This is a genomic window from Lachnotalea sp. AF33-28, from assembly GCF_003477885.1.
In the GTDB taxonomy this organism is placed as follows: Bacteria; Bacillota; Clostridia; order Lachnospirales; family Lachnospiraceae; genus AF33-28.
In genome coordinates this window covers 1-21,559 of the sequence record NZ_QUEE01000009.1, presented here as the reverse complement: position 1 = coordinate 21,559, position 21,559 = coordinate 1, and the positions used below count along the sequence as shown (strand labels likewise).

At 48.8% G+C, this 21,559-nt stretch carries 19 protein-coding genes and 1 pseudogene; 13 read left to right on the top strand and 7 right to left on the bottom strand.

Going from position 1 to position 21,559, the window contains the following annotated elements; all coding sequences use genetic code 11:
- The first annotated feature begins 9 nt into the window (after positions 1-9).
- Both DWZ56_RS13410 and DWZ56_RS13405 read left to right on the top strand, forming a co-directional pair.
- Complete coding sequence (locus DWZ56_RS13410) at positions 10-1,836, top strand: alpha-amylase family glycosyl hydrolase (protein WP_118557147.1); 1,827 nt, start codon at positions 10-12, stop codon at positions 1,834-1,836.
- A gap of 7 nt (positions 1,837-1,843) precedes the next feature.
- Positions 1,844-2,548, top strand: a complete 705-nt coding sequence (locus DWZ56_RS13405) for a TraX family protein (protein ID WP_158584581.1) — start codon at positions 1,844-1,846, stop codon at positions 2,546-2,548.
- Here the strand turns inward: DWZ56_RS13405 and DWZ56_RS23815 are convergent.
- The 4 genes and pseudogenes from DWZ56_RS23815 to DWZ56_RS13385 all read right to left on the bottom strand — a co-directional run bounded on the left by DWZ56_RS23815 (position 2,500) and on the right by DWZ56_RS13385 (position 4,531).
- Positions 2,500-2,862 (bottom strand): Hachiman antiphage defense system protein HamA, encoded by a 363-nt coding sequence (locus DWZ56_RS23815; RefSeq protein ID WP_442911447.1) that lies wholly within the window; start codon positions 2,860-2,862, stop codon positions 2,500-2,502. The two genes, DWZ56_RS13405 and DWZ56_RS23815, sit on opposite strands and share 49 nt — an antisense overlap.
- 201 nt (positions 2,863-3,063) lie before the next feature.
- Positions 3,064-3,609 (bottom strand): annotated as a pseudogene (locus tag DWZ56_RS13395) (virulence RhuM family protein); the annotation flags it as partial.
- 3 nt (positions 3,610-3,612) lie between these two features.
- On the bottom strand, positions 3,613-3,837 hold the full coding sequence (locus DWZ56_RS13390) for a hypothetical protein (protein ID WP_118557144.1): 225 nt from the start codon (positions 3,835-3,837) through the stop codon (positions 3,613-3,615).
- 295 nt (positions 3,838-4,132) lie between these two features.
- The gene (locus DWZ56_RS13385) at positions 4,133-4,531 is read right to left on the bottom strand and encodes a hypothetical protein (protein WP_199679603.1); all 399 of its coding nucleotides are present in this window, start codon (positions 4,529-4,531) and stop codon (positions 4,133-4,135) included.
- A gap of 86 nt (positions 4,532-4,617) precedes the next feature.
- Here DWZ56_RS13385 and DWZ56_RS13380 point away from each other — a divergent pair, with 86 nt between their 5' ends.
- Positions 4,618-4,842, top strand: a complete 225-nt coding sequence (locus tag DWZ56_RS13380) for a hypothetical protein (RefSeq protein WP_147369425.1) — start codon at positions 4,618-4,620, stop codon at positions 4,840-4,842.
- A 128-nt stretch (positions 4,843-4,970) separates the two neighbouring features.
- Here the strand turns inward: DWZ56_RS13380 and DWZ56_RS13375 are convergent, their stop codons facing one another.
- From DWZ56_RS13375 to DWZ56_RS13365, 3 genes are all read right to left on the bottom strand, one after another.
- The gene (locus DWZ56_RS13375; RefSeq protein WP_118557142.1) at positions 4,971-5,450 is read right to left on the bottom strand and encodes an S-ribosylhomocysteine lyase; all 480 of its coding nucleotides are present in this window, start codon (positions 5,448-5,450) and stop codon (positions 4,971-4,973) included.
- A gap of 68 nt (positions 5,451-5,518) precedes the next feature.
- Complete coding sequence (locus DWZ56_RS13370) at positions 5,519-7,204, bottom strand: M56 family metallopeptidase (protein WP_118557141.1); 1,686 nt, start codon at positions 7,202-7,204, stop codon at positions 5,519-5,521.
- Positions 7,197-7,586, bottom strand: coding sequence for a BlaI/MecI/CopY family transcriptional regulator (locus DWZ56_RS13365; protein WP_118557140.1), 390 nt, complete (start codon positions 7,584-7,586; stop codon positions 7,197-7,199). The genes DWZ56_RS13370 and DWZ56_RS13365 overlap by 8 nt, the downstream gene beginning before the upstream one ends.
- A 420-nt stretch (positions 7,587-8,006) precedes the next feature.
- On the opposite strand from DWZ56_RS13365, the gene bglB reads away from it, so the two are divergent.
- The 10 genes from bglB (at position 8,007) to DWZ56_RS13315 (ending at position 21,559) form a co-directional block, all read left to right on the top strand.
- The gene (gene bglB / locus DWZ56_RS13360; RefSeq protein ID WP_118557139.1) at positions 8,007-9,110 is read left to right on the top strand and encodes a beta-galactosidase BglB; all 1,104 of its coding nucleotides are present in this window, start codon (positions 8,007-8,009) and stop codon (positions 9,108-9,110) included.
- Between the two features lie 2 nt (positions 9,111-9,112).
- A complete protein-coding gene (locus tag DWZ56_RS13355; protein WP_118557138.1) occupies positions 9,113-9,994 on the top strand; it encodes an ABC transporter permease in 882 nt (293 codons plus the stop codon).
- The gene (locus DWZ56_RS13350) at positions 9,994-10,866 is read left to right on the top strand and encodes a carbohydrate ABC transporter permease (RefSeq protein ID WP_118557137.1); all 873 of its coding nucleotides are present in this window, start codon (positions 9,994-9,996) and stop codon (positions 10,864-10,866) included. Before DWZ56_RS13355 ends, DWZ56_RS13350 begins: the two co-directional genes overlap by 1 nt.
- A 245-nt stretch (positions 10,867-11,111) precedes the next feature.
- Complete coding sequence (locus DWZ56_RS13345; RefSeq protein WP_118557136.1) at positions 11,112-12,719, top strand: extracellular solute-binding protein; 1,608 nt, start codon at positions 11,112-11,114, stop codon at positions 12,717-12,719.
- A gap of 18 nt (positions 12,720-12,737) precedes the next feature.
- Positions 12,738-13,670: a CehA/McbA family metallohydrolase gene (locus DWZ56_RS13340; protein ID WP_118557135.1), complete on the top strand. Its 933-nt coding sequence runs from the start codon at positions 12,738-12,740 to the stop codon at positions 13,668-13,670.
- Positions 13,671-13,723: 53 nt separating this feature from the next.
- The gene (locus tag DWZ56_RS13335) at positions 13,724-14,662 is read left to right on the top strand and encodes a CehA/McbA family metallohydrolase (RefSeq protein WP_118557134.1); all 939 of its coding nucleotides are present in this window, start codon (positions 13,724-13,726) and stop codon (positions 14,660-14,662) included.
- Between the two features lie 12 nt (positions 14,663-14,674).
- Positions 14,675-17,158: a hypothetical protein gene (locus DWZ56_RS13330; protein WP_118557133.1), complete on the top strand. Its 2,484-nt coding sequence runs from the start codon at positions 14,675-14,677 to the stop codon at positions 17,156-17,158.
- A gap of 1 nt (position 17,159) precedes the next feature.
- Positions 17,160-18,548 carry a hypothetical protein gene (locus tag DWZ56_RS13325; RefSeq protein ID WP_147369424.1) on the top strand — a complete coding sequence of 463 codons (1,389 nt, stop codon included), beginning with the start codon at positions 17,160-17,162 and terminating at the stop codon, positions 18,546-18,548.
- Positions 18,549-18,629: 81 nt separating this feature from the next.
- The gene (locus DWZ56_RS13320; protein WP_118557131.1) at positions 18,630-19,895 is read left to right on the top strand and encodes an MFS transporter; all 1,266 of its coding nucleotides are present in this window, start codon (positions 18,630-18,632) and stop codon (positions 19,893-19,895) included.
- A 431-nt stretch (positions 19,896-20,326) separates the two neighbouring features.
- A complete protein-coding gene (locus tag DWZ56_RS13315; RefSeq protein WP_158584580.1) occupies positions 20,327-21,559 on the top strand; it encodes an ATP-binding cassette domain-containing protein in 1,233 nt (410 codons plus the stop codon).

The following is a 21,559-nucleotide window of genomic DNA, read 5'->3' as shown; positions in this document are numbered from 1 at the left end:
GAGCTTACTATGATACTTGGAGCCACGGTTACGGATAAAGGAATCGGATTTTGTGCTGTTATAAACTGTAAGACCTCCTTTCGGCTGCTGATATACAGGGCGGGAGAGGAGACACCGTACGCCGCTTACGATTTTCCGGAAGAAAACCGTATCGGAGATGTGGGCTATCTGTTTGTTGAAGGGCTGGATCCTGTTACCTGCCGGTATGCCTATGAAATAGACGGCGTACCCGTCCCCGATCCGTACGCACAGGTGCTCTATGGCAGGGAGATCTGGGGGGATGAAAAACGTAAGGACAGGCCGCCGCTGTGCGGGTTTGTAACGGAGGAGTTTGACTGGGAAGGAGACAGGCCTTTAAAGACACCCATTCAGGATATGATCCTGTACCGCATACATCCCAGAGGATTTACGAAACACAGGTCCTCCGGCGTAAAAGCAAAGGGTACCTTTAAGGGGATCGCGGAAAAAATCCCTTATCTGAAGGAGCTGGGCATCACCGCCCTGGAACTCATGCCGCCGGCTGATTTTGACGAGATACCCCTAAAAAAACCGCGTGATGCAAGTCCGTACCGGATGCCGGATGCGCCGGATAAGATCAATTACTGGGGGTACGGCGACTGCAATTATTTTGCGCCAAAGGCCGCTTATACCTCCGATCCGGACAGGAACCTGCCGTATCTTGAGTTTTTCCGTATGGTAAAAGATCTGCACAAAAACGGAATTGAAGTCATCGTGGAGATCTTTTTTACACCGCAGGTTCCGGAATATATGGTCACGGATGTGCTGCGCTATTGGGTCCTGGCCTATCATGTGGACGGGTTTCACATAATCGGGGATGTCCCGCTAAACCGGATCGCTTCGGATCCGATGCTGGCGGACACCAAGCTGTTTGCCGGGAACTGGAATGGCGCGGACAGGGGAAGGCGCAAGCATCTGCTGGAGTACAACGACGGCTTTCTGACGGATATGCGCTGTCTGATCAAAGGGGATGAGGACTGTTTAAACCAGCTCATGTTCCGCACGAGGAGGAATCCGGAGGACATGGGCGTGGTGAATTATATGGCCCATACCAATGGGTTCACACTTATGGATATGGTGAGCTATGACCGCAAGCACAATGAGGACAACGGCGAGGAGAACCGGGACGGCTACTGCTATAATTATTCCTGGAACTGCGGGGTGGAAGGCCCAACCAGGCGCAAAAAGATACTGGCCCTGCGGAAAAAGCAGCTCTACAATGCGCTGACCGTCCTGCTTCTAAGCCAGGGCGTGCCGATGCTTATGGCTGGCGATGAGATGGGCAACACCCAGAATGGCAATAATAACGCATACTGCCAGGACAATGAGATGTCCTGGATCAACTGGAATGGGCTTAAAACCCACAGCGATCTGTTTTCGTATGTCAAATTTCTGATCGCTTTCCGTAAGGCGCATCCCATATTCCATATGCCGGGGGAACTGAAGGTGATGGATTACAGGGGCTGCGGCTATCCGGATCTGTCCTATCATGGGGTGAAACCCTGGTATCCTCAGACGGAGAATTACCGCAGGCAGCTCGGCATGCTCTATCAGGGAATCTACGCGGGAGAGGCCGGTGAACCCGGGGACAGCTGCTTCTATGTGATCTACAACATGCACTGGGAGCCCCATGAGTTTTCTCTGCCGCAGCCCTATAAGGGGACCCGGTGGCATCTGGCCCTCTGCACCGCGCTGCAGGAGAGTAACGGATACTGTGAGCCGGGCAAAGAGCCCCTGCTGAAAGATCAGAAGGCATACATGGCGGATCCCAGATCCGTTACCGTGCTGATCGGCAAGAATGATGACCGGAAAGGATGAAGAACAGATGGGAATAACTGCGGTTTCAGAGGATAATGCGCCTCTTACAGGTTTTCATCTCAAGCTGCTGGCGGTGATCACCATGGTGGTGGATCATTTCGGGGCTGTATTTCTGGACTACGGCACGCCGGAATATATGGTATGCAGGACCGTAGGACGTCTGGCCTTTCCGATTTACTGTTTCCTTCTGGTGGAAGGGTTCAAATATACGAAGAACGTTTACAGGTATCTGGCGAGGCTTGCCGTATTCGCGCTGATTTCAGAGGTGCCCTTTGATTTTGCTATTTTTGGCACGGTTTATTATCCTTATTATCAGAATGTGTTTTTTACATTGCTTTTGGGCCTTCTGGGAATAACGGTTTATGATTACGCGACTAAGAATAACCGCATTTTTCTGGCGGTCATGGGGATTTTAGCGCCTCTTGTGGGAGCGTATTTCCTGCAGTGCGACTACAGCGTGGACGGCGTGCTGCTGATCCTGCTTTTGTATCTGCTGCAGAATTATAAGGCCGTGCGTTTCACGGCGGCCTCCGTCCTGCTCATTCTCATGGGCATATCGGAGGGCAGCATGGAATATGTGGGGGCGTTCTCCTTTCTGCTGATCGCGTTTTTGTATAATGGGAAGAAAGGTACAGGGATGAACCGGTATCTGTTTTATGTGGTTTACCCGGTGCATCTGCTTTTATTTGGACTGATCCGCATGTTCATGTGATCCGTGGCTGCCATGCTCAGCCACGGCTTGGCAGCGCGTGACAGGCCTCGGCTCAGAATTTTAGGTGCATCCAATTTTTCTTCCAACAGAGTATAGACAAGCATTTCGCCCAGTTCATTGCCAGTTCCTTTCGTGTCGGCAGCTCCGTTTTCACGCATGACCTTTAGTGCCTGAGAGATAACGCTGTCATCATCGTCATTGATGTGGAAATCCTCTAATGCAGCTCGTGAGAATACATATTTTCCGATGTTTCGGTATAAGGCGGTTTGGAGGTCAGCAGTATAGAATTTTTTTCTCGCACTTTCAGATAGAATAGCCGCAATTCTTCATTGTTGCTTATTCCAAGTGTCTCAGTGTGGGGCACTTCGTTGAATATCCCATCCAGCGATTTTTCTTGAGTGTTCCTGAAATATCTTCAGCCATGATGACCTCCTGTTAATCCTTATTTTTTGGTGTTGTAGTTTCCTTCTTCCGCAACCATAAGCATTTCTGGCTCCGGCATTTCATAGGTTACCACTGTTCGGGTTATAGTCAACGCTTGTGGCATAGAGGTCAAGAACCTGCCTGTACATAACCTTTTCGGAGGAACGGATATCACGGATGCGGTCTAATAGTTCTTTCCAGTAGTTGCCGCCGCCGAGGTTCTTCAGCCGCTCGTCATCCATCGTGAAGCCTTTGATCATGTATTCCTTCAATCGCTCAGTAGCCCATCTGCGGAAGTTGGTGGCGACGATGGATTTTACACGATATCCGAGGGAGATAATCATATCAAGGTTGTAGTGAGGAATTTCTCTTGAAACCTGCCTGTTACCCTCAGTTCGAACTTGTCGGAATTTCCGACAGGTTGATGCCTCGTCCAGTTCGCCTTCTTCATAGATGTGCTGAATATGCTCCACGATATTGGTTCTTGAGGATTGGAAAAGCTCTGCCATTTGCTGCTGTGTCAGCCAGACGGATTCATCCACAAATCGCACATCGATTTTGGTATCGCCATCGTCAGTCTGATAGATGACGATTTCGCCCTGGTTTTCCGGTGTTCCCGGTTCGTTTTTATTAGCCATCTGTTATTCCTCCTCGGTGATTTCGTCTTCGCTTTCGGAATCATCCTCCATATCAGTTTCTTCTTTGATGTATTCGTAGTCGGGGATATCGAAACCTCGCACATCAAATTTGCCTTTAACGACATTGGATATGAGAGTCTCTTTCATATCGTGCAATTTGTCAATTGATGATTTTTCTTTTTCAATTAAAATATCTATTTTCGCACAAAGATTATCCAAGTGATTCACAATTTCGTATTGCTCTTCTTCAGATGGAATCGCTCTTCAAGCGGAGGAACAGGAACTACAATATTGCGGAACTGCGGAGAGTATGTTCTCCACCGCATAGACATAATCCCTTTGCCAACCTTATAGCACTGCTGTGAAAACAGCGGAGTTCTAAACAAATAATGATAGTATTTTGAATTTACTCCGGCTTTAGGGGTGTATATGTCGTAGGCCGGGCTGGTAACACCATTATAGTCGGAACGCCCGATTGCACCCATCCAGCACAATAAAATATTCACGATAATGTCATTTTCTGCTACGACTTTATATCCATCAGCATTTCTTGCCTTGTTACCAGTTGTATGCTCAATATCGGCGTGTCCATAATTTCCGCCATCATACCATCAGCTTCTTTTTCCAAGGCATTCAAGCTTTCAATAATGTCCTTCATTTCACGAAGTTCTATAGGCTTGTAGAAATATTTTGTAAAGCTGATTTCATAACCAACCTGTGTTTTCTTCTCATCTACATAGGCATCCGGAGCATAAGTCAGCACCTCGTTTTGAATAAAGGAATCAATGCCGCCATCATATGTAAATGGAATATTCTCTGCATCACGCAGGTCAACATCGGTTTCGCCTTCAACCGCTTTTGCCGTGGAATCCTTCTCTGTAATAAAGGTCAGTGGAGATTTCATAGCAGCAGCATCAATCAACTGGATTTTACCTTCTTAATTTCCGGTGTATGAGGGATATCTGTAACCCCTGCTGTGTCTTCAGCGTGGACGATGAAAAGGGCCTTATGATTTGCAGCTGGGAAAAAGAAGCGGAAAAGCCGGTCATTCCGGTCCCTTACGCGGAAGAAACGATGACCGGCTTCGAATACGCGGCCGCCTGCCTGATGCTTCAGACCGGGATGGAAGAGGAGGCGCTGGAGATCGTTTCAGCGGTAAGGGCGAGGTATGACGGTCAAAGCGGAACCCATGGGCCGAGGAAGAATGCGTCTCGTTTTGGGATGACGTTATGAGCCTGGAGGTGCTCTCCGGCTGCCTGAAACTGAAAGCTCTCGGAAAGTACAAGACAGTGACGGAGTATCCGGAAACAAAGGTATTACGGAAAGGAGACACCGTGGAGTGCTGATACGATCCAGCCACGTTATTCCGGGTACACCAGATTTTTTTCTTCAATCACATACAGGCAGTGATCCAGGAACCGTCCGGCTATAAGTTTTGCAATCGGAAGATTCATATCCAGATAGTTGCCGCAGTCCCTGGGGGATGCTCCGGGCACTTCCCCTTCGAAATCCCGGATAAATTCAAACATTTCCGTGACCAGCGCCACGATATCCGCGGATCTGTAATCGCCGGCTAAGAGCAGGTAAAATCCGGTGCGGCAGCCCATGGGCCCCATGTAGATCACTTTATCCCCGAAGACCGGATGATTTCTTAAAAAGGTGGCTGTGAGATGTTCCAGCGTGTGCACCTCGGCTGTATTCATGACGGGCTCCCGGTTGGGCGCTGTCATGCGGATGTCAAAGGTTGTGATGACTTCGCTGCCTGCATGGTCCTTGCGGGATACGTAGATGCCGGGCAGCAGGTCCAGATGGTTTATGGTAAAGCTTGTGATTTTCTCCATGGGATACCTCCGTAAGTGTTCAATATCTGCCGATATTATATCATGTCAGCAGGAAAAACACCATCCTTTTAGTATCCTTGGTCGTCCAGCCGCCATTCACCGTCCTTGCCGTCCCGGATGAGGATCAGGTTGAAATCCGTATATTCTCCCTCCATGATATTTTCCTTAGGTATAGTAAAATCGCACAGAAAGATGATCACGTCATCCGGAGAAACGCCGTTTACCGCTCCTCTTCCGTACAGAAGATAGGAAACGCGCTGACGGATGCAGGAGTCATTGTCATACCATAGCTCCTCTAATTCCCGTTCGGGAGCCTCTTCTTCGAAATAGCGCAGAGCCGCCTTCCTGGCATCTTCGATCTCTTCCTCAGAGAAGGTGACCTGCTGGCTGGCAATTAACGCGTCCTCTTCCTCCTTGCGGCGCAGCTCTGAATCGCGATCGTTTCCGGAACCGTCCGGAGGATATTTTACAATATATTCGGACAGATCTGCGTCGCGGATATCCGTATAGCTGTCCGCATCAGCGGCCTGCAGCCGTATATACATGGGTTTTTCTTTTAAATCACCCCCGCCCACCGCCAGGGTGTATCTTCCGTATTCCACAGGATAAACCCGGATATAAAGGCCGCTGCCGATATCCTCCCCGCCGTCATAGCCTTCAAAATCGGCAAAAGTCAGAGAATCCCCGCGCTTGGAGAGCTCTAGGACATCCTCAAGCAGAAGCGGCCTGCCGGCTTGTGAAGACGTCTCGGTCTGCAGCTGTTCCGTCTGGCCTTCCGTCACAGAGTCCGCTGCGGAAGGCTTTGAATTATCGGATGCGGAAGTGAAGGTGCACCCCACCGCCGCAGTGACAAGGAGGAACATAAGAAGTGCTGCCGGCAGCAGGGTCCTCGGCTTTTTGGCGATCAGACGGATGCGCTCCCGTATTGTGTGGCGGCCGGAAGCCATGGTGGTGGAGATGCTGGTCAGGGTCAGAGGTGTTGGGCGCGGTGAGACAAGGCTGATCAGCGTCCTTCCGTAGTCCGTGCGGTTCTCCTCACCCAGCATGCGTATGGCGGCCTCGTCGCAGGCCATCTCAGCGTCCTGTTTGGAGGCGGAGGCTGCAACCCAGAGCAGAGGATGGAACCAGTAGAATGCCAGCAGCCCGTTGCGCACCACGGCCCAGACATGGTCCAGATGGCGGTAGTGGCACAGCTCATGGGCCAGGATATGCCGCAGCATGCGGGGATCGGCAGCCATTTCCTCCGTCAGATAGATGGCGGTCTCGCCTTTCCAGGAGAAAAGACAGGGCGATGGCAGCGAATCGGCCAGGTATATGTGCAGCTTGCAAGGGCATCCCACATAGCGGCGCCGTTCGGCCAGGAGCCTCTGCGCAAATCTGCGGTTGGTGTAGATCATCCACGCGGCTGTCAGCAGGCTGCCCGCGACCCACAGTATCAGAATCACCAGCTGCCAGTCATAGGCAGCGGCCTTTACCGCCAGGGAAGGGTTCGGATCGGATGTTCGGTAGGTAATGCCTGTGGCGAGATTATGGATCAGGGGTTTTAAGCTGTCCGGAGCCTGGACGGCTGCGTTTCTCACCGGATTCATAACGCTGAATACGCTGGGGATATTTTCAAACGGAAGCACCAGCCTAAGGATCACCAGAGACCAGAGGGAATACAGCACGGCGGGGCGTATCCTGCCCCTTGACAGCCGGCGGATCACAAGTATGCAGAGTATGAGGATCGACGATCCGATGATGCGTTCAGTCATGGCCCGCTCCCTCCGTTTCCTCCGCTTTTTTTAATATTTCGTACATCTCATCGATCTCTTCTCTGGACAGCGCCCTCTGATTTACCATAGTATTTAACATGACACCCATGCGCCCCTGAAATACTTTATCCAGAAAGCTTTCCGTTTCCTGAAGCATCGCCTCCTCGCGGTTTAAATCGGGATAGTACTGTTTTGCGCGCCCGCCTTCCGTATAATGCACGGCGCCTTTGGCCTCCATGCGCCCAAGCAGCGAAATAACGGTGTGTTTGGTCCAGCCCGTACCGGCCTTTAAGGACGCGGTGAGCTGTGTGATCGTCTGGGGTGACTGCTCCCACAGCAGTGAGATGATTTTCCATTCAGCATCTGTCAGAAGTGTTTTCATGGATCCTCCTCCTTTCTTATCTCCTGTCACCAGCCGCAGGCTGATGACCTGTGCACACGTCAGTGTGCTGCCCTTTTCATATTAGGAACAACAAAAAAAGGTTGGCAACTGTTTACCTTGATCTAGTATAGCACCAAGGTAAACAGTTGTCAACCTGTAAGCGCGCTATTTTGTGATGGTTTGTACCTGTTTTCCGGATCGGGCATGCTTCCCAGTCATATGTAGATTGTACATGTTAAAGCACAGAACTTCAAAATTGTTTTGCACATATATGTTAATGAAATAAATTATAGAAAAAACATAAAATAAAATATTGACAATTTAACACGTGTATGCTATTCTGATTGTAAGCAAAGTTGACAATGAAATTTAAATTTTTTTTTGCTTCATCATTTAACACGTGTAAATGCGGAGGACAACATGACACAGAAACAATACTTTCAAATCATTGAAAAAGTAGGAGAAAATCTGAATGATTTTCTGTATTCCTCAGATGAACGTTACCGCAGTCATCTGACGGAATCGCTGGGATGGACCCCCTTGCAGGCAAAACGCTTCGCATGCTGGGATTGGACACACGGAGTCGGACTGTATGGAATCTATAAGCTGTATCAGTTCACAAAGGACGAGCGGTATCTGGATTACATAGAGGCATGGCTGAAGAATAGGATGGAAATCGGCCTGCCTGAGAAAAATGTGAACACAGTTGCTCCGCTGCTGGTTATGGCCTGTGTGCATGAGATCCGTCCAAGCAAAGAGTATGAGGCTGTTATGCGGGAGTGGGCGGAATGGATTATGCATGACATGAAGAGAACTGCAGAGGAAGGCCTCCAGCACAGCCACGCGGAACTGGAAAACGACCAGGAACTCTGGGATGATACCCTGTTAATGACGGTTCTGTTTCTCGCTAAAGCCGGAAAAGTCTTTGACAGACAGGATTATACGGACGAAGCGATTTATCAGTTCATGATTCATGTCAAGTATCTGACGGATACAAAAACCGGGCTTTGGTATCATGGCTGGACGTTTGCAGAGAGAAACAATTTCGCCAATGCCCTGTGGGGGCGGGGGAACTGCTGGGTCACCATTTTCATCCCGGAGTTCTTGGAAATGTTCGAACTGCCGTCCTATATCAGAAAATATGCGGTGTACGCGCTGCAGGAACAGGCGAAGGCTCTGGCGCGGTATCAGTCGCCTTCCGGAATGTGGCATACACTGATTGACGATGAAAGCTCTTATCTGGAATCATCGTGCACCGCCGGATTTTGTTACGGTATACTCAAAGGCATCCGCAAAGGTTATCTGGACCCGGGATATGAAGAGTGCGGTAAAAAAGCCATAGAAGCGGTGCTGGCAAAGATCAGTCCGGAGGGAGAACTGATGGGAGTCTCTTACGGAACCAATGTGGGTAGGACGCTGGAACATTACCGACAGATTCCCATGTCCAAAATGCATTACGGACAGGCGCTTGCGCTGCTTGCCCTGATTGAAGGGCTGGAGTGGTATAGAGAACAGGAGGCGTAAATGTGAAAAGAAGAGCGAGTCTTTACCTCATGCTGGTACTGCCCATGCTGTATTTTATTGTCTTTGCATATCTGCCCATGGGCGGCATTGTTGTAGCCTTTAAGGATTACAATATATTCGGAGGAATCTGGGACAGTCCCTGGGTTGGCCTGAAGCATTTTAAGGAAGCGTTTGCCGCCAAGGAGTTCCAGACGGCGATTAAAAACACTATTATATTAAATCTGGGCGAGCTGTTTATCAACTTTCCCTTCCCGATTGTGCTGGCTATCTTTCTGAATGAGATGACCCATGAGCGGATGAAAAAGACCACGCAGACAATCTTGTACCTTCCGCACTTTCTGTCCATGGTAGTCGTTGCAGGTATCGTGTATCAGGTGTTTGGCAGCAGCGGCATTGTAAATAATGTGCTGGGCGCATTTGATATAGGGCCGGTCAATTTTGTCGGAGATCCGAAAAAATGGCGCGCTATCTACTGGGGGACCGGCATCTGGATGGGGGCCGGATACGGTATGATCGTGTATCTGGCGGCCATGGCGGGAATCAACGTCGAACTCTATGATGCGGCTTACATAGACGGAGCCGGACGGTGGAAACGCATCTGGCATGTCACCCTTCCGCAGATCAGGCCGACGATCGTTACCATGACCATCATGAATGTGGGTAAGATCCTGTCGATCGGATTTGAACGCCCGTATCTGATGGGCAACGTGCTTGTCCAGGATGTGTCTTCTGTTATCAGTACCTATGTATATTCCGTGGGTCTGCAGGCGGGAAGATATGATTTTGCCACAGCGATCGGGTTGTTCCAGTCCGTGGTTGCGCTGATTATGGTGCTGGCGGCTAACTGGACTGCCAGGAAGCTTGGAGAGGAGGGGATCATGTAATGAATTCCGTTTATGATAAAAAATGGAGCATATACCAGGTTGTAATGATCATTGTCTGCTGTCTGGCGATTGTTATTACGCTGATACCCATATTGAATATTGTGGCAACTTCCTTCAGCGGAAAGAACGCCATTGCAAAGGGTATCGTGGGGATATTTCCCGTGGAGTTCACCACGGAAGCGTATGAGATGGTGTTTAAGAACAGCGGTATTGTGCGTTCACTGTTTTACTCAATATTCCTTACGGTCGGCTATGCGCTGTTAGCTACCTTTATGACGATTCTGGCGGCTTATCCTCTGTCAAAGACCGATTTGAAAGGGCGTCATGTGTTCCAGACCATCATTACAGTCACCATGTATGTGAGCGCCGGAACCGTGCCGGCCTATCTGCTCATCAAGAATCTTGGCCTGATGAACACGGTATGGGCGCTGGTGATCCCGGGCATGATCAGCCCGTTCAACCTGATTATCCTGCGCACGTTTTTTGCCGGAATCAATAAAGCGCTGTATGAAGCGGCCTATATGGACGGGTGCGGGGAATGGGGATGCCTGTTTCGGATTACGATTCCGTTGTCCCTGCCGTCGATTTTCACCATTATGCTGTTTTATGCCATTTCCAGATGGAACGGCGTTACCGATGTGCTGTATTATGTGAATAAACCGGATCTGTATACACTGCAGTACCAGCTCAAGCTTATGCTGGACAGCCTGACCATACCGTATAAGCCGGAGGAGATGGCGACCATGCAGATCACGCCGGAGAATGTGAAGTCATCCACCATTGTTTTCGCAATGGTGCCCATGCTGCTCATATATCCTTTTGTGCAGAAGTATTTCACCAAGGGCGTTACGATCGGCGGAGTAAAAGAATAGCCGCCATATAATCTTATATATGACCTGCGGACGAAAGATAGACAGTAAAGTTTGGCGGGTTATACAATAAATCAGGTCCTTTCCGCTGTGGGTAATGCACGGCGGAAACGGATGGCGGAAAGGAGGACAGATGATAAACTGCGGTACGCTTCCATGAGAAAACGTAAGGGCGTACGCAAGACCGTTATTAAACGGAATGGTTCTATAAAATAGAAATTGGATAATGACTAATTGGAGGTAGGAATATGAAAAAACATTTCAGCAGAATGTGTGCGCTGGCAATGGCGGCAGTATTGTTGTTAACAGGCTGCAGCAGCAAAACGGATCAAAAGGAAACTACTACTGCGGCGGCTACAACAAGCGCAGCGGCCGGAACAGAAACAACAACCGCACAGGCAGATACAAGTGCGGCGGCAAAGCCGGAGAAGATTGTGGATATCAATGTTATGGTTTATGACCGCGGTGATGAGTATTCGGCAGGCAATTCCCTTACGGATAATGAGCTGACCCGCTGGATCAACGAACAGATGGAGCCCCAGGGTGTTCATGTGAATTTTGTTCCCGTACCCCGTTCAGGGGCGGATAACCAGGTAAACCTGATGCTGGCAGCCGGAACCGCGCCTGATATCATCAGAACCTATGACAGGCAGAGGGTTGCTACCTACGGAAGCCAGGGCGGTCTTGTGGATCTGACGCCTTATATGGATCAGCTGGACCCCGCATATTTGTCTGAGAACCAGGATGCCATCGGTTTCACGCAGTTTGACGGAAAACAGTATGCACTGCCTGGCGTATATGCTTACCACGGCAAAGGTCATGACGCCTATATACGTCAGGATCTGATTGAAAAGATGGGAATGAAAATGCCTACGACCAGGGAAGAGCTGATCGAAGTGCTGTATGCGATGAAAGAGAATTATCCGGATATCACTCCTATGGGATTCTCAGGAAAGATCACAGACGGTATGTATACCAACTTCCTGCTTTCCTATGTGAGCCGCGCGAATGAGAGAGATAACTATATTTATGAGCCCACCTTTACGACTGTATTGAAACCGGGTCATAAAGAGGGATTAAAGCAGCTGAACCAGTTCGTGCTGGACGGAATTATTTCCCCGGATTACGCGGTGGATACTGACAATACGAAATTAAACCAGGATCTGGCTAACGGCAAAATCGGTTTTGTGATCAGCAACGCCGGCGGTATGGACGCATATTCCACAGTGGAGGATCCCGATTACCGCATGGTTGAGGTGGAGACGCTGCCGAATGCGGACGGATCTTATGAAGTGCCCTCACAGGATCCCCTGTCCCACTATGTATATGTGCCGAAGACAGCGGAGGACAGAATCGATGCGGTCGTGAAGTATCTGGCATGGCTGTCCAATGAAGAAAATGCAATGAACGTAAAATATGCTGTGATCGGTGTGGGCAGCGATATGGTGGACGGTGCGCCTGTAATGAAACAGAAACAGGAACTGATTGATATGGGCATGACATACAGCTCCAATGATTCAAACCTGTTAAGGGCAAACTTTGCATTTGAAAAAGACTTATTGGTTCGTAATTACAAAGCCGGCAAGCCGGATGTGCCGGAAGATGTGGCGGAAGACCTGATCAGGATCCAGTACAGCAACTATTATGACAAGTGCCTGATTCCGGCAGCGCTGGAAACGGATCAGTATGTGCCGAATCTGCAGTCTCTGATCTGTGAATTCGTGCTGAAGGTAATGGCAGCGCCGGAAGGCAAGTTTGATGAAGTATATGACAAAGAGTACCAGATCCTGGTGGAGAATCATTTACAGGATGTGCTGGATGAGCGTGCGGCATGGTACGACGCAAATATGAAATAATTCATAGGGGAGACTGTTATGAAGTTTACCAATTTTATTGAGGATGGCATATGGCTGAAAGGTAACCTTCATACGCATACTACCAACTCCGACGGCGAACTGCCGCCGGAGCGGGTAGCCCAGGCGTATAAGGAGAGAGGATACCAGTTCCTCTGCTTTTCCGATCACAACATATTTACCGCTTATCCGGAGCTGAACGAGAAGGATAAGTTTCTGATGATGCCCGGTTTTGAGGCCAGCCTTCGCAATCCCAAATCGCCGGAAAAGGTGATGCATGTAAACGTGCTCTGTAAAAACGATCAGTATGATTTTGAACAGGATGAGATGTTCGATATCAAAACAGCGGAAGAGAGTCTTGAGTTTCTGCGCAGACACGCCGACAACAATATACTGGTGCTGAACCACCCTTACTGGTCTGCGCTGGAATGGGATGAGATCATTGACCTTCCGGGCATTACCTGTATGGAGGTATACAATCATGCCAGCGAGTGGCTGGATCTGCTGGGAGACGATGCCAGAGAGTGGGACGCTCTTTTAAAAAAGGGCAAAAGATTCTGGGGATTGGCTACGGATGACAGCCACAACGGTTATGTCCACCGCGACGGATGGCCGTTCCACCTGATCGAAAACGATTCCTTTGGCGGATTCATAGTGGTAAAGGCAAAGGCCTTCACCCAGGAATCCATTATTGAAGCCATCGAGACCGGAAGCTTCTATGCCAGCATGGGTCCCGAAATCCATGACTTTTACGTGGAAGACGGCGTGGCCTCGGTGAAATGTTCCCCCTGTGAGCGCATCTGCCTTAGCGGAAACCATGGAAAAGTGATGCGCGCTCTGGGCGTGGATCTGATGGAAGGCCAGATTCCCTTAAAGGGAAACGAAGAGTATGTGCGCGTCCAGTGTGTGGATAAGTATGGACGCATTGCGTATTCCAATCCTATTTTCCTGTAGGCTGGAAACGTTTAGATATGCATTAAGGCGAAGAGCATGGAGGATGCCAAATTATGAAAAAGTCAATTTTCTTGGAGGATGAAAATGCGGTCTGGTTAAAAGGAAATATTCACAGCCATACTGTATTTTCAGATGGGCACTGGACGCCTGAGGAAATGAAAGAAGCGTACAAAAGGCACGGCTACGATTTCCTGGCGGTTACCGATCATGATACCTATACGGATACCCGTATGCTGACGGACGATACATTTACCATGATTCAGGGCTTTGAGCTTTGGGGAAATGCGGGCAATGACAAGGATATTCATGTGAATTTCCTGTGGGCGGACAAAATAGACGGGATTGAGCCGGGACAGAAGATGACTCTGCCTGAAAGAACCGGCAAGGTATCACTGGACCTGTGCTACAGGCTGCGTGAAAAAGGCTGCTATGTCATGCTGAACCACCCGCACTGGTCTCTGCTCACTAGCCCAGAGGTGGAAGATGAGAACCCGTATCATGCGGTGGAAATCATCAACTATGCCACAGAGTGGCTGGAAAACATGGGCGACGGCAGTGTTTTCTGGACTGAGATGCTGCTTAGGGGCTGCAAGCTCTGGAACGGCGGCAGCGATGATAACCACAACGGGCACAGCCCCGCTGACGGCGATGTGGATTCGCTCTACTGCGATTCCTTTGGAGGCTTTACCGTGGTAAAGGCGGCTGACCGTTCGCCCCAGGCGATTATAGAAGCGATGAAGGCGGGAAGTTTTTATACCTCCACAGGCCCTTCCATCTATGAATTTTACGTAGAGGATGACTATGTTCATGTTGTATGCTCTCCCTGTGTGCGCATCTATATCAACGGTGAGAGAAGACAGTATCAGCGCAAGCTGGGAAGACATGTCACTGAGTTTGTGACGAAGCTGAAAGGCGATGAGAAATTGATTCGTGCGGAGTGTATGGACGCGGCTGGCCGTTCTGCATATTCCAATCCAATCTTTTTTGACTGATCGGGGGATTTTATGAATTACTTGGAATACGGATTATTTTCAGGCGGGTTTGTCAACCGTTTCCTGACGGCAGGTGTATTTTTGAAGGACAGCCCGTTTCAGAAAACGGCGTTTGAGGGGAGGGTCAATGAGTGGCTGATCAAGGGCAGTTCCATTCATGACAATCCATACAGAGCAAAAGTCATTCAGGGGCGCATGGGAAATATCCCGCCTTTTATGGAGTTTGGCGGCCTGCTTGACGGGGATGAGGTGGAATCCTTCGGACAGGAAAAGAAGCTGAAGGTATACTTCCCGTTCGGAAACGCGGGAATAGCCGATTCCGGTTTTTATGAGAATCCCAAATATTTAAGAAGCTATGGCTATACTCTTCTGGATGTGCCGCAGGAAGAAACGGCGGAAGCAGAGGTTTCCACCTGCGGCGCCGTGACCGTCTGGTTAAACGGTGAACTTGTGACGGATTTTACGCCGTTTACAAGAAATGAAGAGAAGCATACCAGAGTGTCCATGCACCTTAAGAAAGGGATCAATGAGCTGACGGTCTGTCTGGAGGATCTGGCGGAACGGGATACGGATTACCATTACCGACTCCGTTATCTGGGAAAGCAGGAACTGCGGATACGGATTCCGGTCAGGGAGGATGTGGACACAGATGCCGTAAAAGCTGCGGAGCATGCGCTGTCCGCCATGTACTTTGAAAAAGAGGCATATCTAAGCGAGCCTGTCTGCCTGAATCTGGAATCCTTTGCAGAGGAGCCGGTGCAGATGGTGCTCACTCCGGACCGGTTTACCGGGCCGAAGCATTATCAGATCCTGCCCGGGCAGAAGCAGATGTATCTGTTCCATGCGGATGATGTGCCCTCCAGCTTTTATTTCTTCCGGGTGGAGGTTGCGGTGTCAGGGCTGGTCATCGGGAAGGTGATCGGGACCTATTCCTTTAATACGCAGTTCATGGCCTACCATGAGGACACCTATGAGGAACGCAAGCAGAGAATCCGCGCCATCATACGGGATACGGACGAGGGGAGCGATTACCGGGCGGTGATCCGCTTGCATGACGGCGAGGTGCCGGACAATCTGGAGAAAATACTCTCCAATCATATGGCCTGGGTGAATGAGAGGCGGGACTGTTCGGATTTCCGGCTGATCATCATGGTATATATGTATGTCCGTTTTTCCCATCTTTTCTCAGATAAGCTGAAGCGGGATGTGGAAGATGCGATGGCGGGATACCGCTACTGGTGTGATGAGCCGGGGGACGATGTGATGTGGTTTTTCAGCGAAAACCACGCCCTGATGTTTCATATCAGCCAGTATTTCGCGGGACAGTCGATGCCGGAGCGGATCTTTACCTGCAGCGGCCTGACAGGGCGGGAAGCCTGCAAAAAGGCGGAGAGACTGCTTAACGCCTGGTTTGAAAGCTTTTTTACGGATTTTGCCACCGGGTGGAATTCCAGCACTTATCTGCCCATTGATGTGATGGGGCTGGGTTATCTCTATGATTTGACGCCCAAGGGTTCACCTCTCCATGAGAAATCGAAGAAGGCGCTGGATATGCTGGCGTTTTCTCTGGCGGTCAACGAGCATAGGGGCAATATCATGACCAGCTTTGGAAGGACATATGAAAGAGAGCTGAAGGGGAGCTACAGCACCGGAATGCCATCCCTTTTGTACCTGTTTTACAATGCGGGATATATGAACGATCATTTCCGGGCATTGGTTCCCATCGTGGTGGAAGACTACGAACCGCCGGCGGAATATGCGCGGTATGTGGGCCTGAAGGGGGACGAAGAGCTGATCCACCAGAATACTCAGGGCATTGACCGGTATGTAAACCTGTATCTGTATAAGAATTCCAGAGCGCTTTTGTCCACGGCCGTTGGCTTCCGGCCTTTCGGACCTGGCTATCAGGAGAGCATTGTCCAGGCGACGCTTGACGGCACCGCCCAGGTATTTGTAAATCATCCGGGCGAGGCGGAGATATACGGAAACGGGCGTCCCGGCTTTTGGGCAGGCAACGGATGTCTTCCGTTTGCGGCCCAGTACAGGAATATAAGCATCCTGGAATACCGTATCGGTGCGGAGAATCTGCTGGATTATACGCATGCATATGCGCCTCTTTCGGAATTTGACAGCTATAAAATCGGCAGCAGTGCGGCCGCGTTTGAGAAGAACGGAGGCTTTATCGGCATCAGAGCCTTAAACGGCCTTAAGATGCAGACGGAGGGGGCCTGCCGCAGACGGGAATTCATAAGCCCCGGGCGTAACAATGTCTGGGTGCTGAAGGTGGGGACCTTCGGAGAATACCGGGATGCGGATGAGCTCTTAAGGGACATGGAGCAAATGGAAATCGTCATGGGGGACGGGAAAACGGTTGTCGTAACGGGGAACGGCGACCGCTATGAGACAGAAAAGAATGTACTGTATGTGAACGGAAAGAAAGTGCATGATTATCCGCAGAGCGTGGCAGGTAAACTTGAGTTAAATGGAGGAAAATAAGGTGGAAATTAAATGTTTGCAGGAATTTGATCTGGGTATGTCGCTGGGCCAGGTGCGTTCGGTTCCGGTTTCTTTGGGGAAGGACCGGCCGGAGGCAGTGTTATTTGTATATTCGAGACAGGAAAATCTGGATCCGTGGCCGGAACTTTTTAACTATCCGAAGGATACCCTGAAAATGGCGCTCTATACCATGGATGGGATTGTTATGTGGAAGCGCGATCTGGGAAATGGCGTGATTCCGGGCGTATGGTATGCCCCGTTCATATCCTTTGATCTGGATCAGGACGGAGTGGATGAGATCTGGTTTTTGAACAACTTAAATCCCAATATTCCGTTCAGCCTCAACGCGCGCGTATTGGAACGCATCAATCCTCTGACCGGAGAGACCACCGGGCAGTGGAAATGGCCGGACAATACGATTGACGATACCATGTCACATTCTTACCGTTTCTTTATTACGGGCGGATATGTGCACGGCAAGCCGGTTTTGGTGACCGCCCAGGGAACTTACAGAGACATGTATCTGCAAGGCTATGGGGCCGGTATGGAGAAGCTTTGGGACATCAAGATCCCTTATGATGACGGCGGAGCGCGTTCCAGCCATCTGTGTCCGGTGCTGGATTTCAACGATGACGGAGTGGATGAGCTGTTCTGGGGAGAGCGCCTGATCAGCCTCGAGGACGGCCACGAGGTGTTCTGCGGGGATAAGGGAAAGTATATCGGCCATTCCGATATCGTGGTTCCTTTTGTGGATGATAAGACCGGAAAGAAATATATCTATACCTGCCGTGAGGATTACGAGCAGGAGGGCGAACCCAGAGTCGTTACCTATGACGAAAAGGGCGAAAGAGCATGGACTGCGGTGGAGAGCGTGGGCCACATGCACAACGGCTGGATGGCCAATATTGAACCGGATTACCGGAAGGTGGCGATGGCGATGCGCATCACCCGCCGCGTGATCAATAATGCTATTGTGGATACGGAGCCGGAGGATTTTTATTTTGATGCCGTGACAGGCGAACCTCTGAAAGCCCCCATCCCATTTAAGGGACATGAGGCCATGCCCATCGACTTTGACGGGGACGGTTACCATGAGTTCTATGTAACCGGCGGAGATAAGAGAGGATATGTTGTGGACCGGGAAGGCAGGATACACGGTTTTGCCGGCGGCACTGGAGTGGTAAGAAGCGGCAAGATTATGAATCGGCCGGGAGAGATGCTGATGGTATACTACCAGGATGAGGGGAAAGTCCGCATCTGGGGAGATGTAAACGCGGTTGAGAGCGAATACTGCAAGAAGAGATTCGCCCACAGCTATCACTGGAAGATGCAGCATTTTATGGGAACCGGTTATAACCACGGCAGCAGCCATATCACCTGCGGCATGTAACATAAAGACACTCCATTCAGGCGGGATTGGATGGAGTGTTTTTTAAATTCTTAGAAGGAAATAAAAAGAGAGATAAAGAGAATGAGCAAGAATGAAGAAAAATTTCGCATGATGCTTGTCTGGCTGTGTGTAATCAGCTACTTTGTAAGCTACATCACCCGTGTCAATTACAATTCGGTCCTGCTGGAGATTGAAAAGGAGGCAGGGTTTGACAAGGTATCCGCAGCCCTCGCACTGACCGGCAGCTGTATCACCTATGGGGGCGGGCAGTTGATCAGCGGCTGGATGGGAGATCGGATCAGTCCGAAGCTGATGGTGCTTATGGGACTGCTGCTTTCGGCAGCGATGAATCTGGCCGTACCGCTTTTTACATATCCGGGGTTTGTCCTGTGCTTCTGGTGCGTAAACGGGTTCGCACAGGCCCTGATCTGGCCGCCGTTAGTCAGGCTGATGTCCACCTATCTGGACGAAGATCAGTATAAGAAGAGCTGTGTACAGGTGACCTGCGGTTCTTCTGTCGGCACCATTGCCGTTTATCTTCTGGCGCCGCTTTGTATATCACGCGGAAGCTGGAGAAGCCTGTTTTTCCTGTGCGCTGCCACAGCCTTGGTGTTTTCGGTCATCTGGTTTATGGGAGTCGGAGCGGCGGAAAAACGTCTGCGCAAGTTTGTTGCGAATCATACCAGCGGGCTGCCCGCTGGGGAGGGGAACCTTCAAAACAAAGAGGGGGCCCGAAGCCATACGCCCTTCCTTCTCATAGGCATGATTATGGTTGCCATCGTCATGCAGGGGATCCTCCGGGACGGTGTCACCACCTGGATGCCTTCTTATCTGTCGGATACCTTCCATCTGGGCAGTGCCGTATCGGTATTATCCGGCATTATACTGCCTATATTCGGTATCTGCTGTCTGCAGTTGACCCTGCAGCTCAACCGCAGGCTCATAAAAAATGAGCTGCTATGTGCAGGAAGTCTGTTTTTGCCTTCCTGTCTGAGCGCTCTGCTGCTTTTGCTGATGTTTTCAGCCAACCCGGTGCTGTCGGTATTTTTATCGGCGGTCATCACGGGATGTATGTACGGTGTCAATGTGATTCTGGCGAGCATGCTTCCGCGTTACTTCGGAAAAAACGGGCGCGTGAGCTTTATTTCCGGCCTGTTTAACTCCTGTACCTATGTGGGAAGCGCTCTGTCAGGAAGCGGGAGCGCGCTGATCGCTCAAACTGCCGGATGGCCCGCCGTCATACTGTTCTGGTGCGGTGCGGCGCTGGTCGGAACGCTGCTGTGCGTAAGGGCTGCAGGTCCGTGGAAGCGTTTCCGCGAACAGCAGAAATCGGTGACAGGGTGTTAATGCCGCTGCCAAGGAAAATGAAGGCGGGATTCTTTATTAAGCACCGACGGAAGCGGACTTTGCCCTGCTGTTTATAAGTCCCAGCTCCGGTGAATATTTCAACGCCACAGAGGGTATCTGGAGCTGGATATATGCGAGAACTAGCTGGCGGTGGATTCACACTGATCAAAGGCGACAGCGTGATCAGGGTGAATAAAAATTATAGGTATTTAAGTCTTTAAACCTGCTTAATTTCATGTGGTATAGATAAAAAGAAGGCTATTGTGCTGTGGCAATAGCTTTTTTTTATTTTAATTAATGCGGAAATAATTCAGCTAAGCAGAATGACAGATTTAGCTGAAGATGATATAATCTATATTAACACGGATTGTTATTTTTATAATTTATTCTTTTATTGGTCTCTCATTTCTAATAAGAGAGGAGAAAATACAATGAAGTTAATCTATTTCTGGTCTAAAGACTGTCATAAAGCGAATATATATGGCAGAAGCCGAAATGATTTTGAATTTAATGATGGTTTTACATTATTATCTTGTTATATAGTAGAATTTCTATTTGAAAAAGGACAGATATATATACAAAAAAGGGATTCAGAAATAGAGTGTTTTTATGGAAAAAACATTAATGATGTTATTGCTATTGTTGGAGAAAATGGAGCAGGTAAATCAACAGTATTAAGTATGCTAGCTGAAGAAAGTAGTCATATACATTATGCTGGTAGGGAGAAAGAGTATATAAAGATATTTGAGGAAGCTGATGGATCTATAACAGTGTATTATTACCTAAACAGGAAATTAAAGTTTATTGGCGATAAGAAATTGGCTGTTAAGCTTATTAATACACGTTATAACAATCACTCATCTCATGACAGTGAGTTCGATTTATCTTGTATATTTATTGCTAATAATTTTGAATGGAGAGATTTTTATGGATTAGCATTATTTAATAAGAATAAAAGCGACAATATAATTGAATATAATTTTGCAAAAAAAATAGTACAATTGTCTTTAAATCCAGAAATATCATATGGAGCTGAATTAGATGAAAACAAAACGTTAGTTCTTATTAAATCATATGAAAAAAGGATGGAAGAAAATATTATTGAAAGAGTGGCTCTTTATCAAATCCGTTTACTTGTAATGTCAATGCGATATATACCATCTAAATTAAGGCATGAGTTATCTGATATATACGGGTCATTTAACGTAGGAATAAAAGTTTTTTCAAGCGCGTTTAATATGTGGGATGATGAACAATTGAAAGAACTTATTAAGTTAGAGAGAAATATTAATTATAGGGAAACGCGATACATAATCTATGCATGTTATCAATTTATTCTTTTAGAAACTTGCTATTTTTTTGAAAAGTATGTTGGAGAAATGATAGAATCGCATTTTGCTGATAATAAAGAAGAGATCGTTGATATTGAATTTTTAAACTGCATTATTGAAAAATTAAAAGTGGAAAGTATAAAAGATGAGTTGGGCTATGATATTACCCAATTGAATTGGTATCAGCAACTGGTCGCTAGTTTACATATTTTTGAAAAGTATAACAACGAGAGGTTATACATTGGAAATTATACATTTGCATCATCTAATGGTAAGCGGTTTATAGTGGTTCAGTTGTCAAGACAAAAATCTAAGCTTTTTATAATGAACTGA

Coding starts and splice junctions, on each gene's coding strand:
- DWZ56_RS13410 (WP_118557147.1), top strand. CDS start 10: ATGATACTTGGAGCCACGGTTACGGATAAAGGAATCGGATTTTGTGCT.
- DWZ56_RS13405 (WP_158584581.1), top strand. CDS start 1,844: ATGGGAATAACTGCGGTTTCAGAGGATAATGCGCCTCTTACAGGTTTT.
- DWZ56_RS13380 (WP_147369425.1), top strand. CDS start 4,618: ATGATTTGCAGCTGGGAAAAAGAAGCGGAAAAGCCGGTCATTCCGGTC.
- DWZ56_RS13375 (WP_118557142.1), bottom strand. CDS start 5,450: ATGGAGAAAATCACAAGCTTTACCATAAACCATCTGGACCTGCTGCCC.
- DWZ56_RS13370 (WP_118557141.1), bottom strand. CDS start 7,204: ATGACTGAACGCATCATCGGATCGTCGATCCTCATACTCTGCATACTT.
- DWZ56_RS13365 (WP_118557140.1), bottom strand. CDS start 7,586: ATGAAAACACTTCTGACAGATGCTGAATGGAAAATCATCTCACTGCTG.
- bglB (WP_118557139.1), top strand. CDS start 8,007: ATGACACAGAAACAATACTTTCAAATCATTGAAAAAGTAGGAGAAAAT.
- DWZ56_RS13350 (WP_118557137.1), top strand. CDS start 9,994: ATGAATTCCGTTTATGATAAAAAATGGAGCATATACCAGGTTGTAATG.
- DWZ56_RS13345 (WP_118557136.1), top strand. CDS start 11,112: ATGAAAAAACATTTCAGCAGAATGTGTGCGCTGGCAATGGCGGCAGTA.
- DWZ56_RS13340 (WP_118557135.1), top strand. CDS start 12,738: ATGAAGTTTACCAATTTTATTGAGGATGGCATATGGCTGAAAGGTAAC.
- DWZ56_RS13335 (WP_118557134.1), top strand. CDS start 13,724: ATGAAAAAGTCAATTTTCTTGGAGGATGAAAATGCGGTCTGGTTAAAA.
- DWZ56_RS13330 (WP_118557133.1), top strand. CDS start 14,675: ATGAATTACTTGGAATACGGATTATTTTCAGGCGGGTTTGTCAACCGT.
- DWZ56_RS13320 (WP_118557131.1), top strand. CDS start 18,630: ATGAGCAAGAATGAAGAAAAATTTCGCATGATGCTTGTCTGGCTGTGT.
- DWZ56_RS13315 (WP_158584580.1), top strand. CDS start 20,327: ATGAAGTTAATCTATTTCTGGTCTAAAGACTGTCATAAAGCGAATATA.